The organism is Paenibacillus sp. FSL R5-0912 (assembly GCF_000758605.1).
Classification (GTDB): Bacteria; Bacillota; Bacilli; order Paenibacillales; family Paenibacillaceae; genus Paenibacillus_AQ.
The window spans coordinates 556,491-570,498 of record NZ_CP009282.1; the positions used below are offsets into that span (position 1 = coordinate 556,491).

Below are 14,008 nucleotides of genomic sequence, written 5' to 3' on the forward strand. Positions count from 1 at the left end.
TATAACCCGTTCTTGTACATTCCGCAGAAGCCGATACCTGAGAACGATACTCTATCGTCCTCAGGTATCGGCAGCCTCTGGCCCGATTAACGGAAAGGCTAACTCTGCTCGTGCAGGCCGCATGCGGGCACCTCGCCTGTTCCTCGCAGGAGTCTGAATGGTGCCACAGAAACAGGCAGGTCTCCTGGCTTCCGGTATGCCCTCCGGCGCCTTCCCGAGGGGCCTCGCAGCCCCTTAGTGGCTTGTTGCCGGTGGATGCTGCTCCAGCGGCATCTGGCGGCTGGAACATCCGGTTACAGTGGCGGGACCGCAGCGGTTTTGCACCGCGTTTCCCTATTAAGTCTCCTCTCGATTGAGAGAGTGAAACACCTGTTTCTACTATATTTTGTTGTTGTTTAATAAACGTAACTCAATATATTGTGTTTGTAAATGTTTTTTTACAATCCCGCGCGGGGAGCGGGTTCCGCAGGTTTACTCACAGATGATCCACAGTTAGTCCACAGGTAATCCACAACTTTCCTGTGGATATGGCCTTAAATGAGTCATAAATTGTCCCAAAAGATGCCACAAAGACTCCATAAATAGAGTGCGTCTAATCCTGGTAATTTTACGGGGGAGATAGTAATAGAGAGGGGGGTCTGTGGTTATTTGTGGGAGGGGCGCTGAAGGGTTACAATTAAGGAGTAAGGAAAGAGGAGACTCATCAAACTTGCAGGAGGGATTTCATAATGGCGATTGGTGAAGTGACCGTTATTCCGATTGGCACTGGCAGTACCAGTCTCAGCAGCTATGTGGCCGATATGCAGCGTGTGCTGCAGACCGTGGAGGGGATTACCTATGAGCTTACTTCGATGGGGACTATTATTGAAGGACCGGTTGCACGGATTCTGTCTGCAGTAGAAGCGCTGCATGAGTCGCCTTTTACTTCAGGAGCACAGAGAGTATCTACCTCGCTTAAAATTGATGACCGTCGTGACAAGTCTTCTACGAGCCGCAGCAAGCTGGAATCCGTGGAACGTAAGCTGCAAGGAGAGTAAGGAGTACCTGTAGTTGTAATCAGATTCAACCTATAAGGAGCGGATCTTTCATGGCAAAGGCCTCACAGCAAATCGGAATTCAAATGTACACACTGCGTGACCAGACAGAGCGCGATTTCCTGGGTACACTGGGCAAAGTGGCGGAGATGGGATACCAGGCGGTAGAATTCGCCGGTTATTTCGGCGTGTCTGCAGGAGAACTGCGCCGTACATTGGACCGGTTGGGTCTTGCTGCGCCTTCGGCGCATGTGGGCCTGGATTTCAGCAGTCTGGATAACATGGAACGGGCGTTAGCCAAAGAAATTGAATATGCGAAGGAACTTGGACTACAATATATGATCACCCCTTCGGCACCGCTTCCGCAGAACCCCTCGATGGAAGATGTGACGGCGGTGATTCCCTTCTTGGAGAAGGCCTCCGCGATGGTCCGTGCAGCAGGCCTGCAGTACGGGTATCACAACCATGATTATGAATTTGCGGAGGTAGACGGCAAAGCAGTCATCGATATATGGCTGGGGCAGATTCCTGCTGAGCATATGTTTGCCGAGTTTGATCTGGGGTGGGTATACAGGGGCGGGGCCCGGCCGATTGACTATGTCTCGCGTTATGCCGGGCGTGTTCCGCTGGTCCACATTAAGGATTTCGGGGCAAATAATGAAGAGACTGACCTCGGGAAAGGGCAGGTTGATTTCGCTAGCGTCTTCGACAAGGCAGAGGAAAGCGGAATTCTGTATTATATAGTAGAGCAAGAGGCTTATGCCGTGTCGTCGCTGGAGAGTGCTAAGCAGGCGCTGGAATATTTCCGCGGGTTGGGGCTTATGCAGGGATAGGAAGAGGTAATAGTCAAAAAGGGTTGCGTTTTCTGCTGAAAGAGTTATAATATTTTTTGTTTGGCAGGGGCAATCCTTTTAAGCTGGTGTAGCTCAGGGGTAGAGCAACGCACTCGTAATGCGTAGGCCGGGGGTTCAATTCCCTTCACCAGCATCCGTAAGAACTCAATAGTGGCGCGGCTTTCCGGGGTTTTGGGGGTCGCGTTTTTTTATTTATTCATCCGATCGTCTACCGGCCCGATGCTTGCTTATGCTTAATACAGAATGCAGGACTAAAATGAAATCAATCTTATTAAACGATTTATATGTTATTCCTAGAGCCTATTTTGTTTATGAGAGGAGGCACTTGTATGAAGTGTCTGACGATTCGCCAGCCTTGGGCAACCTTAATTGAGCTGGGTGAAAAACAGATCGAGACCCGTTCCTGGCCGACGGCTTACCGGGGAGAATTAGCCATCCATGCCGGTATGCAGGTAGATAAGGCCATATGCAGGACAGAGCCGTATCAATCGGTGCTTGCCCGGCACGGCTACACGGCGGATAATCTGCCCTCCGGGGTAATCCTTGCGACCAGCCGGCTGGCTGGTTGCTGCGGGGTTACGCCTCAGCAAGCACAGCAGAACTGGCCGGGCGGGAATGAATATGTGTTCGGCGATTATGCAGAAGGCCGGTATGCCTGGAAGCTGGAGGAAGTCGTTGCGCTGGCTCATCCTATACCTGCCAAAGGGCGCTTAGGTTTCTGGGAATATCCCGTTCTTGAGCAGGAGTGGTGAATCCATTTGTGGCCAAATAAATAAAAATTTCATGCTTATCAGCTGTCAGCGGGTATCATAGGGATATTCAGCGGGTAATCTTCTTATATATATGGAAAGCGGACTCTGCGGTGGTATGCTGCAGGAGCCAGGGCAGAAATGCCGGGAAGGAGCGTATGCATAAGAGATGGGCAGCCTTCTTATCGCATGGCTTTGTATGCTTTGTTTGTTTATTGTGTTTAAGGATCAGGTAAGCCGGAAGATCCTGTATCCCGTAGCGGCTGTGGTTATCTGCGGTACGCTTGGGTATTGGACGATTTTAATGTAATCTTTATCTGGGTATCAGCTTATTTTCAGGTAAGGGATGTAATAGGGTACCCTGAGGTCTTGCCAATCATGGCGGGCCTCTTTTTTATGGGGGAAGTAACGCCGAGAATTAACATAGCCAGAGTTGCTGTTCATCTCAAGGCGGTTGAGTCCGGAGTGCCAAGACCCAAATATCTGCGCATGCGGATAGTAGACTGGGCGGTAATGACATCATCCAGCAGCAGCATCCGTTCATGATAACCCCTGCAGACAAATTTGGCTTCAATGCCAACTTCCAGCTGCTGCTGTGCATAGACCTTCAGACCACGGGCTCTCATCTCGGTGCGGACATCCCGCAGGTCGGCTATGGCTGCACCCGCCGCTGTCCGGAGAACCTCAAGGTAAGGATCGGGTGTGCGCAGCTCTGCGGATAGGATGGAAGCATCGCGTTCAAAGGCGGATAAAATGAGCGGCAGCAAGATATACGATTTCACCAGCATATTGTCCTGGCTCTCTGCTCTGTGCATCAATCTCATCTCCTCCAACGAGAACGTATATTCGTAATTTAACCCGAAGTTCAAAAAAAATCAATGGTATTTAAAAAAAAGAGGGCTGTTAATGTGACATAATTCACAATAAAATCGGGAAAATTATTTTATATTAAAATTGAAATAATAAAGTTGTAAATAAATCTGATTAAAAGGAGAATGGCAATGAGTCATGAAGGAAATCTCCGCCGCGGTTTATTGTTTGGGTTATTCCTTAGCGTTCCGCTTTGGGTATCAATGATTGGCTGGATTCAGCTGCTCTAAAAATGGATTTCTGCGTGTGCAGATTTCCAGCCCTCTACACAAACTCCCTAGATATGTCGATTAAAGACTGCTGTGAAAACAGATGAATCTCATAAGGCTTTTACTATATAAGAGCTCTCTTGTATGTCCGGAAACGGGTGGTGTCCTTAAGGAGGATGGCACCCGTTTCTTCAGGTTCACCATGTGAGGTTTGTTTAAGCGAAGATGGGGGGGGCGGGGAGAAAAAGTAGGACTAAAATACTAAATTTTGATATTTGAAATTTAAGGATAATAACTCTGTGAAAAGGAAAAAGTACTGCGGCGAATTAGTGGGATTATCGACCTTTTTCGTCAGGAAGGTATGTTTATAAATTGTATAAAGCCTTATGAATAAAGCGTTTTTTATTTTTTTCATCACAAAAATAGCTGTGAAATGAATTGGAAATATATTGACAATATGCCAAGTGGCATCTAAACTAAAGTTAGTTCTAAAGTAACAAATGTCACAGATTTCTGTTGGGTATTACATAAGCTTTTCCAATTTCATATCAATCATGTACAAACGCAAACCGTTTCGAAAGAGCGGGACGCAAAGTCAGGAATCTGATGCCCCTTAAGTCCGGGCTATGGTCGTCCGGCCGCCGTGAAGCTAACCCTTCGTGGCGGTCTTTTTTTTGTTATAGTTTTGCGACGATTTCATAGAATAGTTGAATAGGAGGTGTAGATTATTGAGAAAAAAATTGCGAAAAGCGGCCGCCTGTATTCTGGCGGGCGTACTGACCGTAAGTAGCGCCTTCACTTGGGGGACGGAGGTAAGGGCAACAGCTGGTGTACCTTACAATCCAACGCCGGTCTTGGGGATTGCCGGGAATTTTAATGCTTTTATCTTTGACGATTTCACGCAAGACAATGATCAAATTGAAGGCCGTCTTGCAGCGGGAGGGAATATTACTCTCTCTGGAGGTTACGGGGTAGCCAGGGCCTACAGGAATTCTTCAGCCACAGACGTACTCGTTGCCGGTAAGAAGTTTAAACATTCGGGTAGCGGAGAAATCTACGGAAACGTTGTGTATGGGGACACCATTGAAGCCAATGAGCCTATTGTGAATATTATAGGCGCGAAGAAGCAGGGAAGCCCGATTGATTTCCCGGCTGAGAAGCAGTATCTGATCTCGCGTTCTGCAGCATACGGGGCATTGTCCGCTACGAAAGAAATTGGCAATAATAATTATGGAACACTTACAATAAGTGCGCCGGATCTTTTCAACGTAGTTCACCTGGATGCGGCAACGCTGGCGAATACAAACAATATTCAATTCAACATTGCCCAGAATGCCACGTTAATTATTAACATAAGTGGAGCTACGGTCAATGTACCAAGTTTCGCAATGAATAACGGCAAAGCAGGTCAAGTGTTGTTCAACTTCTACGAAGCGACCAAGGTGAATATTGCGTATACCACCTTTTTGGGGACGATACTGGCGCCTAAGGCGGATGTCAATTATTCCGGTGCAGAGCTATACGGAACGCTAATTGCCAAGTCTTTTGCCGGCGGAGTAGAAATGCACCTAGGAACATACCAGGGAGATGGACCGCCGCCAAGTCCGACGCCGACCGCAACACCAACCCCCAGCCCATCGCCAACACCAACCGTAACACCAAGCCCTACACCAACAGTGAAACCGACTGCAACGCCGACGGTGAAGCCAACTCCCACACCAACAGTGAAACCGACACCGACGGTAAAACCGACACCAACAGTGACGCCAACGCCGACAGTGAAACCGACACCAACAGTGATGCCAACGCCGACAGTGAAACCAACACCGACAGTGAAACCGACGCCGACACCTAAGTGTACTCCGTCGCCAACACCGACAGTGAAACCAACGCCGACAGTGAAGCCGACACCGACAGTGAAGCCGACACCAACAGTGACGCCAACGCCGACAGTGAAACCAACACCGACAGTGAAACCGACACCAACAGTGAAGCCGACGCCGACACCTAAGTGTACTCCGTCGCCAACACCGACAGTGAAACCAACGCCGACAGTGAAGCCGACACCGACAGTGAAGCCGACACCGACAGTGAAACCGACACCAACTGTGACGCCAACGCCGACAGTGAAACCGACACCAACGGTGACGCCAACGCCGACAGTGAAACCGACACCAACGGTGAAACCAACGCCGACAGTGAAGCCAACACCGACAGTGAAGCCGACACCGACAGTGAAGCCGACACCGACAGTGAAACCGACACCAACTGTGACGCCAACGCCGACAGTGAAACCGACACCAACGGTGACGCCAACGCCGACAGTGAAACCGACACCAACGGTGAAACCAACGCCGACAGTGAAGCCAACACCGACAGTGAAACCAACACCGACAGTGAAACCGACACCGACAGTGAAACCAACACCGACAGTGAAACCAACACCGACACCAACGGTGACGCCAACGCCGACACCAACAGCAGCACCAACACCAACGCCAACGGCGGCACCAACGCCGACACCAACAGCAGCACCGACACCAACGCCAACAGCTGCACCGACACCAACGCCAACGGCTGCACCGACACCAACGCCAACAGCTGCACCGACACCAACGCCAACAGCAGCACCAACACCAACGCCAACGGCAGCACCAACGCCAACGCCAACAGCTGCACCAACATCAACGCCAACGGCGGCACCAACGCCTACACCAACAGCAGCACCGACACCAACGCCAACAGCAGCACCAACGCCAACGGCAGCACCGACACCAACGCCAACAGCGGCACCGACACCAACGCCAACAGCGGCACCAACGCCAACGGCAGCACCTACACCAACGCCAACAGCAGCACCGACACCAACGCCAACAGCAGCACCGACACCGACGCCAACGGCAGAGCCAACACCGACACCAACGGCAGCACCAACACCAACGCCAACGGCGGCACCAACACCGACAGTAGAACCAACGCCAACATCAACAGCAGCACCGACACCAACGCCAACAGCAGCACCGACACCAACGCCAACAGCAGCACCGACACCGACGCCAACGGCAGAGCCAACACCGACACCAACGGCAGAGCCAACACCAACGCCAACGGCGGCACCGACACCAACGCCAACAACGGCACCGACACCAACGCCAACAGCGCCACCGACACCAACGCCAACGGCGGCACCAACGCCGACACCAACAGCAGCACCGACACCAACGCCAACAGCAGCACCGACACCGACGCCAACGGCAGAGCCAACACCGACACCAACGGCAGCACCAACACCAACGCCAACGGCGGCACCAACACCGACAGTAGAACCAACGCCAACATCAACAGCAGCACCGACACCAACGCCAACGGCAGCACCGACACCAACGCCAACAGCAGCACCGACACCAACGCCAACAGCAGCACCGACACCGACGCCAACGGCAGAGCCAACACCGACACCAACGGCAGAGCCAACACCAACGCCAACGGCGGCACCGACACCGACGCCAACGGCAGAGCCAACACCGACACCAACACCAACACCAACACCAACGCCAACGGCGGCACCAACACCAACGCCAACAGCAGCACCGACACCGACGCCAACGGCAGAGCCAACACCAACGGCAGCACCAACACCAACGCCAACGGCGGCACCAACACCGACAGTAGAACCAACGCCAACGCCGACACCAACAGCAGCACCAACACCAACGCCAACGCCAACGGCGGCACCAACACCGACAGTAGAACCAACACCAACACCAACACCAACACCAACACCAACACCAACACCAACACCAACACCAACACCAACACCAACACCAACACCAACGCCAACGGCAGCGCCAACGCCGACACCAGAACCAACACCAACACCGACGCCGACACCAACACCAACACCGACATTACCACCGGCACCAGTACCATCGTCTGCACCGCCCGTCTTTATTAATGTAGTGCCAACGCCGACTCCAATAATCGGCTATATTGTAAATCCAGATACAATAATCATTGATGATCCGCTGCCTTTGGGCCCTGTGACAACAGTAACACCTCGGCCGTTAGTGGTGACACCAAGTCCAACCCTAACGCCAAGCCCAAGCGCAACACCAAGTCCAACGCCAATTGTGACAATCATTGATGAAGAGATTCCGTTAGGCAATGTACCTGCGGATGCATCGCTCCCGAAGACTGGTGAGTCCAGTCCGGCTCCCTATTACTTGGTCGGTCTAGCCCTTGCAGGATTGGGAATATTCCTCGGCAGAAGATCCAGAACAGATAAACGTAAATAAATGCAATTCGTAAGATCCTTTCCGACAGGCTGGCGATATCACCGCTAAATCGGGAAAAGGCTGCTTTGGGAGAAGACGTTCTCCACAAAGCAGCCTTTTTTATATGGGATATACATTTGATATTATATTTCCTCGTAAAATCAAATGTGCTAAGGAGAAAGAGTTGCGTCTTTACGATCATGGGACCTTGAGTATATATTAAAATTTCAAAATTAAAATTAGTTCTTTATACATAGTTTGAAAATATCCTTATCGGTGCCATCGAGAGCGATGAGAGGATCAGGATTCAGCTGGGAAAGCTATGTTTTCAATTAAAAAAACCTTTTGTAACAGTGCTTTGGAGTGAATCGGTAGATATAATCTATTACCAGATGTTTCAAAGGATTTCATTGACAATCAGCCTTGATAGCGGATAAACTAAAATTAGTTCCAAAGTAATGAATATCATAGACATTAGTATAAAAGTTTGATTTAGTACATAATTTCACAACCTAATCTTTCACTGACGTATAAACGCAAACCGTTCGAAAGGACGGGACGCAAAGTCCAGGAGTCTAAAGCGCGATGGAGCGCAACGATCGTCCGACTGCCGTAAAGAGAGCAACCTCTTTCCGGCGGTCTTTTTTTGTTATATAAATGTGGCCTATATCTATATTAACTGTGAGGTGAGCTTGTATGTTCCAATTAAAAAAATTCAAACGTCTTACGGTGTTCGGACTTATAGCAGTTCTGATTGTGGGAAGCGGCCGAATTATTTCACTGGGGAGCACCTCAGTTAAAGCCGAGGGCAACTCTTTGCCGGGCAATGCATCCAAGTATAATGTGTTCATCTTGGGAGATGTTGATGTTAAGCATAGTGATATTGAAGGCAGATTAGCTGCTGGCGGAAACGTGGATTTAAATGTTAATTACTCTGTGGGACATAGTCTTACTAGTGAAGAAACGAAGGAAGGATACTCTCTCATCGCTGGTGGTAATCTGTATTATTCCCAGGGAGAAACCGTGGGTGATGTAGTCTACGGGGGGAGTTATAGCGGCAGCGGCGGCCCGCGCGGGGGGACAGGAAGCTTACAACAAAAAATAAATGTTGTAGATTTTTCAGCCGAGTTTAGTTTACTTCGTGAGAAATCTCAGCAGCTTGCTTCTCAGCCTGTTAATGGGGTTACCACTGCCAACTCCGGTAATTTCTTTTTGGAAGGTACAAATTCGGATGTTAACATATTTACTGTAGAGGGCAGCAAGCTGTCTAGTGCAAATGAGTTGAGAATTAAGATTCCAGATGGCTCAACAGCTATAGTAAATATCTCCGGCACTTCAGTAACTATGAAGAATATGGGGACGGGAATTAATGGTAACGGAAATAAGGATAACGCTATGAACAGTAAAGTGTTATATAACTTCAGTCAAGCGACCAGTCTTCAAATCGAAGGTATCGGAGTTTTGGGATCTGTGCTGGCTCCATATGCCTCTATTCAATTTAATAATGGTCAAATCAACGGGAACCTGATCGGAGCTTCGCTCTCAGGATCGGGAGAATCCCACCATATTCCGTATAAAGGCCAAGATCCGCCGACACCGACTTCGACGCCTTCAGTGACGCCGACGCCAACAGCAACACCGGCAGTGACGCCGACGCCAACAGCAACACCTGCAGTGACGCCGACGCCAACGGCAACACCGGCAGTGACGCCGACGCCAACAGCAACACCTGCAGTGACGCCGACGCCAACAGCAACACCGGCAGTGACGCCGACGCCAACGGCAACACCTGCAGTGACGCCGACGCCAACGGCAACACCGGCAGCGACGCCTACGCCAACGGCAACGCCGACAACAGCGCCAACGGCAACACCGACGGCAACGCCGACAACAGCGCCAACGGCAACACCGACTGCAACACCGACAACAGCGCCAACGGCAACGCCGACTGCAACACCGACAACAGCGCCAACGGCAACGCCGACTGCAACACCGACAACAGCGCCAACGGCAACACCGACAGCAACGCCGACAACAGCGCCAACGGCAACACCGACAGCAACGCCGACAACAGCGCCAACGGCAACACCGACAGCAACGCCGACAACAGCGCCAACGGCAACACCGACAGCAACGCCGACAACAGCGCCAACGGCAACACCGACAGCAGCGCCAACGGCAACACCGACAGCAACGCCGACAATAGCGCCAACAGCAACACCGACAGCAACGCCGACCGCGGTACCAACAGCAACCAGCACGAGTGTTTTTGTCCCAAGCTTCGTATTTCCGACATCAACCGCTCCGACAGTGATTGGGACTATTGTGACTGATACCGACACTACTATTAATGATGACCCGGTTCCTCTCGGGCCGGCAGCATCACCGGTTGTGACGATGCTGACAACAACAGCGCCACAGCCAGTTGTGGAGGTTCCTGCACCTGCACCTTCACCGGTAGCAGGACCGGCACCTGAAGAAATCATTACGGATGACGAGATTCCTCTGGGCAGTGTGACTGCAGAGCAAACCCTGCCGCAGACGGGTGAATCAAGTCCTGCGCCGTACTATATTGCGGGTGTTGCTCTTGCCGGTCTGGGCCTGCTTCTTAGAAGAACCGCCAGAGTGAACAAGCGCAAATAATTATTGTTAAGCCACTGTGTTTGGATGAGGGCTGCTGCCGGAGAGAGATTCTCCGGGAAGCAGCCTTTTTGTATACGGGGGCGCATTCTAATCGCAGCTTACCACTTGGGCGAAGCAGGCAGCGCCGGACTGACGGCGGTGTTTTTAGTTGGACGGATACCATGCTATACTAGGCTCAAATTATTCATAAGCAAGAATACACATTTCCTCAAAGAAATGGTTATTACTGAAAGGGTGAACGTTATGTGGAGTATATACCTGCTAGTGGTGCTGGTTGTTGTCGCGGGGATTTTGGCTTATGCCGGATTGTACTTTTATGGAGTGGCTATTAAGCGGGCACCCAAAGAATTCCTGGGCAAGACGCCGGATCTGAAGGTGGACCCGCCGGTAGCCGGGGCTTCGTGGGGGGAAGGGGCGGAATGGGTAGCACGGCAGAACTTTCGGGAAGTGGAGCTGGTCTCGGATGATGGACTGAAGCTGCGAGGCTACTATCTGGCTTCAGAGCGTGCTGCGGGCCGTACCGTAATTATTGCCCACGGTTATTCCGGCAAGGCTAAGGATATGGGGGCAACCGCCAAAAACTATTATGACAACCTGGGATATAATGTACTGCTGCCCGACGCCAGAGGTCACGGGAAAAGCGAAGGGGACTACATTGGCTTCGGTTGGCCGGAGCGCCGTGATTATCAGCAGTGGATCGGATTTATTCTGCAGGAGACCGGGCCAGAGGCGCAAATTGTGCTGCATGGCGTATCTATGGGCGGATCGACAGTGCTAATGACCGCCGGTGAACAGCTTCCTCCGCAGGTCAAAGCCGTTGTCGCTGATTGCGGCTACACCTCAGTCAAAGCGCAACTGACTTACCAGCTGTGGCGGATGTATCATCTGCCGGGCTTCCCCTTTGTGCAGATTGCCAGCCTGGTAACGCGGATGAAGGCAGGCTATTATTTCGGTGAAGCGTCAGCGCTGGAACAGGTGCGTAAAGCCCGGGTGCCGATTCTGTTTATCCATGGAGATGCGGATAAGTTTGTGCCTTTTGCGATGATGGATGAGCTGTATGGTGCCTGCAAGAGTCCTAAGGAGAAGTTGGTGGTGCATGGAGCGGGGCATGGTCTTGCCTATGATACGGATAAAAGGGAGTATATCCGCACGGTAGGCGATTTCGTGGAACGTTATGTACACAGCCCGGCAGCGGCTGATTGGGTCTAAAAAAGTCCCCGGAACGTAGACGCGCCCGATATCCGCAAATAGCGGGTATCGGGCGCTTATTATGTTCCACACATGGGGCCTTTCCCTGCGTCAGGGAAGCAGCACAGCCATGTCTTATCGGTATATGAATCCCCCGCCGTTTGTGAGCGAAACGGGTGTCGTTGTTCCTTGTTATTTCCAGCAGCCGTGTGGCGAGAGAAATCCTTCCAATACGACAAAAGCCCTACCTCTCTTTTGTCCTTGCGGCTCCGTGGCCGCGCCAGTGCGAATCGGAATGCTATGTTCGAATTTAATCTCATAAAAAGGAAAAGTACTGCAAGAAAACGTAAGATTTTGTGTCCAAACTGCCGATAATAAAGACAAGTAATTTATCGGCCTGACATCTTCTTGATGGGGATAATCATACACGAAAACAAATATTATATTACTATAACATGTGATATATAGAAATGCAAGCCGATATTGGGCTGAGGCCGGGACGGATGATGGGACAGATGGGATTATACAGAAGATTTTTGGGGAATCAGATCCGGAATTACATATTCGGCTCAGCAGTAGCGGTGCTGGCGGTAGGGAGTTTGATTCTGCTCTCCTCGCTGAAGATTAGCAGCATTGAATACTTCAGGCTCTTGCTTGTGCTGGCCCTGTCATTCGTGATTATGGTAGTCCTGGAGATCGGTGTTTTTATCAATCAGATCAGACCGATACGCACTGCGCTGTATGAAGAGAACCTTAATTTGTCTATGCTGGAAGAGGCGTATCTGCATACACATCAATTGCCGAAGCGCGCGGTTCAGCGGATTATGGGGCCTCACCTTCTGGGCTTGTCCCTCCCGGCTGTCCTGATGACCTTCTGGATGATCTACAACGGCTGGATCACTATCCCGTATTTTTATCTGATTCTGGCTATGTGCGGCGCTGTTCTTGTGTCGTGTATGCATGCGCTGATTGAATTTTTTCTGACCTGTACGGCCATTATTCCGCTGATCAAAGAATTCAGGAACCGGGCGCTGGAGCAGTACGGTGTCGACTTTTCTCTGGAAGGTCATGTATTCGTACCTATCCGTCCCAAATTTCTGGTGAGCTGCATGCTGATCGGCACCTTTCCGCTGTTCCTGTTCATCATGGCTACCCATATTCGCCTGAATGGTCAGGAGGGTCCTGTAGTTGTGGTGGGGCTTCAAAGTTACTGGGCTTGGGCAAGTATGGTGCTGCTGATCGGCACCCTCTTCTCCTCCATTGCAGCATGGCTGCTGACCAACAGTGTGCAGCATCCTATTAATGAGTTGTATCAGGCGATGAATCAGGTGAAGGACGGCTACCTGGTGCAGATGCAGGATGAGTACTCTGATGAATTCTCCAAGCTTGTAGCAGGATTTAACATGATGGTCCGGGGACTGCAGGCCCGGGAGCAACAGAACCGGCAGTTGCTCGACAGCTACTTCACTACACTCGCAGTGGCGCTGGATGCCCGTGATCCTTACACAGCAGGGCATTCCCTGCGTGTCGCGGAATATTCTGTGATTATCGGCCAGCTGGCTGGACTAACCGGGCAGCAGTTGGACGATCTGCGTAAGACGGCCTTGCTGCATGATATTGGTAAGATTGGGGTGAGAGACAGCATCCTGTTTAAGGAAGAAGCCCTGACCGATGAGGAGTTCGACCAGATTAAGAGCCATCCTGTGCTTGGAGAGAATATTCTGCGGCAGATTGAACCGGTCGAAAAGATGGTACCCTATCTGGGCGGCGTCCGTTCCCATCATGAACGTTATGACGGTAAAGGATATCCGGATGGACTTGCCGGTACGAATATTCCTTTACATGGCCGGATTATCGCTGTGGCGGATGCCTATGATGCTATGACTTCTAACCGCCCTTACCGTAAAGGGATGGATCACGACCGGGCGCTGGCTATTCTAGAGCAGGGAAGGGGTACTCAATGGGACCCGGAATTCGCCGGCTTGTTTCTGTCTTACTTTGGGCGGAAGCCGGAACCTCTTCAAACAGGCTATACCGTCAAAACAGGATAAGGATGCAGCGTTCTTCCGGTTATCCTTATATTTCTTGCAGAAGCGGATGCCATCCAGTTTATGGAGGGTTCCGCTTCTGCTTTGCGTGCCTATTTTGTGAACTGCCATTGAAATGCGACAATTAACGACTACATTC

The 14,008-nt window shown here is 51.1% G+C and carries 8 protein-coding genes, 1 tRNA gene and 3 riboswitches; of the genes, 8 read left to right on the forward strand and 1 reads right to left on the reverse strand.

The window, feature by feature from the left end:
• Positions 1 to 157: 157 nt before the first annotated feature.
• A riboswitch (cobalamin riboswitch) is annotated at positions 158 to 388 on the reverse strand.
• Between the two features lie 340 nt (positions 389 to 728).
• The 4 genes from R50912_RS02410 to R50912_RS02425 all read left to right on the forward strand — a co-directional run bounded on the left by R50912_RS02410 (position 729) and on the right by R50912_RS02425 (position 2,640).
• The gene (locus R50912_RS02410; protein WP_042232147.1) at positions 729 to 1,037 is read left to right on the forward strand and encodes an MTH1187 family thiamine-binding protein; all 309 of its coding nucleotides are present in this window, start codon (positions 729 to 731) and stop codon (positions 1,035 to 1,037) included.
• Positions 1,038 to 1,087: 50 nt separating this feature from the next.
• Positions 1,088 to 1,867: a sugar phosphate isomerase/epimerase family protein gene (locus R50912_RS02415; protein WP_042232149.1), complete on the forward strand. Its 780-nt coding sequence runs from the start codon at positions 1,088 to 1,090 to the stop codon at positions 1,865 to 1,867.
• 82 nt (positions 1,868 to 1,949) lie between these two features.
• Positions 1,950 to 2,021, forward strand: a tRNA-Thr gene (locus R50912_RS02420).
• 196 nt (positions 2,022 to 2,217) lie between these two features.
• Positions 2,218 to 2,640 carry an ASCH domain-containing protein gene (locus tag R50912_RS02425; protein ID WP_042232151.1) on the forward strand — a complete coding sequence of 141 codons (423 nt, stop codon included), beginning with the start codon at positions 2,218 to 2,220 and terminating at the stop codon, positions 2,638 to 2,640.
• Positions 2,641 to 3,077: 437 nt separating this feature from the next.
• On the opposite strand, the gene R50912_RS02430 is transcribed toward R50912_RS02425, so the two are convergent.
• Complete coding sequence (locus tag R50912_RS02430) at positions 3,078 to 3,455, reverse strand: YhjD family protein (protein ID WP_156122905.1); 378 nt, start codon at positions 3,453 to 3,455, stop codon at positions 3,078 to 3,080.
• Between the two features lie 814 nt (positions 3,456 to 4,269).
• A riboswitch (cyclic di-GMP riboswitch) is annotated at positions 4,270 to 4,362 on the forward strand.
• 82 nt (positions 4,363 to 4,444) lie between these two features.
• Between R50912_RS02430 and R50912_RS34675 the strand changes: the two genes are divergently transcribed.
• The 4 genes from R50912_RS34675 to R50912_RS02460 all read left to right on the forward strand — a co-directional run bounded on the left by R50912_RS34675 (position 4,445) and on the right by R50912_RS02460 (position 13,872).
• Positions 4,445 to 8,011 (forward strand): choice-of-anchor A family protein, encoded by a 3,567-nt coding sequence (locus tag R50912_RS34675; RefSeq protein WP_197073025.1) that lies wholly within the window; start codon positions 4,445 to 4,447, stop codon positions 8,009 to 8,011.
• 504 nt (positions 8,012 to 8,515) lie between these two features.
• A riboswitch (cyclic di-GMP riboswitch) is annotated at positions 8,516 to 8,605 on the forward strand.
• Between the two features lie 81 nt (positions 8,606 to 8,686).
• Positions 8,687 to 10,633, forward strand: coding sequence for a choice-of-anchor A family protein (locus tag R50912_RS34680; protein ID WP_156122908.1), 1,947 nt, complete (start codon positions 8,687 to 8,689; stop codon positions 10,631 to 10,633).
• Positions 10,634 to 10,876: 243 nt separating this feature from the next.
• Positions 10,877 to 11,842 carry an alpha/beta hydrolase gene (locus R50912_RS02455; RefSeq protein ID WP_042232157.1) on the forward strand — a complete coding sequence of 322 codons (966 nt, stop codon included), beginning with the start codon at positions 10,877 to 10,879 and terminating at the stop codon, positions 11,840 to 11,842.
• A gap of 494 nt (positions 11,843 to 12,336) precedes the next feature.
• Positions 12,337 to 13,872 carry an HD domain-containing phosphohydrolase gene (locus tag R50912_RS02460; RefSeq protein WP_042241406.1) on the forward strand — a complete coding sequence of 512 codons (1,536 nt, stop codon included), beginning with the start codon at positions 12,337 to 12,339 and terminating at the stop codon, positions 13,870 to 13,872.
• Positions 13,873 to 14,008: the final 136 nt, after the last annotated feature.

What these genes read in the sequence shown, in the direction of transcription:
- R50912_RS02410 (WP_042232147.1), top strand. Translation starts at nt 729, where the DNA reads ATGGCGATTGGTGAAGTGACCGTTATTCCGATTGGCACTGGCAGTACC.
- R50912_RS02415 (WP_042232149.1), top strand. Translation starts at nt 1,088, where the DNA reads ATGGCAAAGGCCTCACAGCAAATCGGAATTCAAATGTACACACTGCGT.
- R50912_RS02425 (WP_042232151.1), top strand. Translation starts at nt 2,218, where the DNA reads ATGAAGTGTCTGACGATTCGCCAGCCTTGGGCAACCTTAATTGAGCTG.
- R50912_RS34680 (WP_156122908.1), top strand. Translation starts at nt 8,687, where the DNA reads ATGTTCCAATTAAAAAAATTCAAACGTCTTACGGTGTTCGGACTTATA.
- R50912_RS02455 (WP_042232157.1), top strand. Translation starts at nt 10,877, where the DNA reads ATGTGGAGTATATACCTGCTAGTGGTGCTGGTTGTTGTCGCGGGGATT.
- R50912_RS02460 (WP_042241406.1), top strand. Translation starts at nt 12,337, where the DNA reads ATGGGATTATACAGAAGATTTTTGGGGAATCAGATCCGGAATTACATA.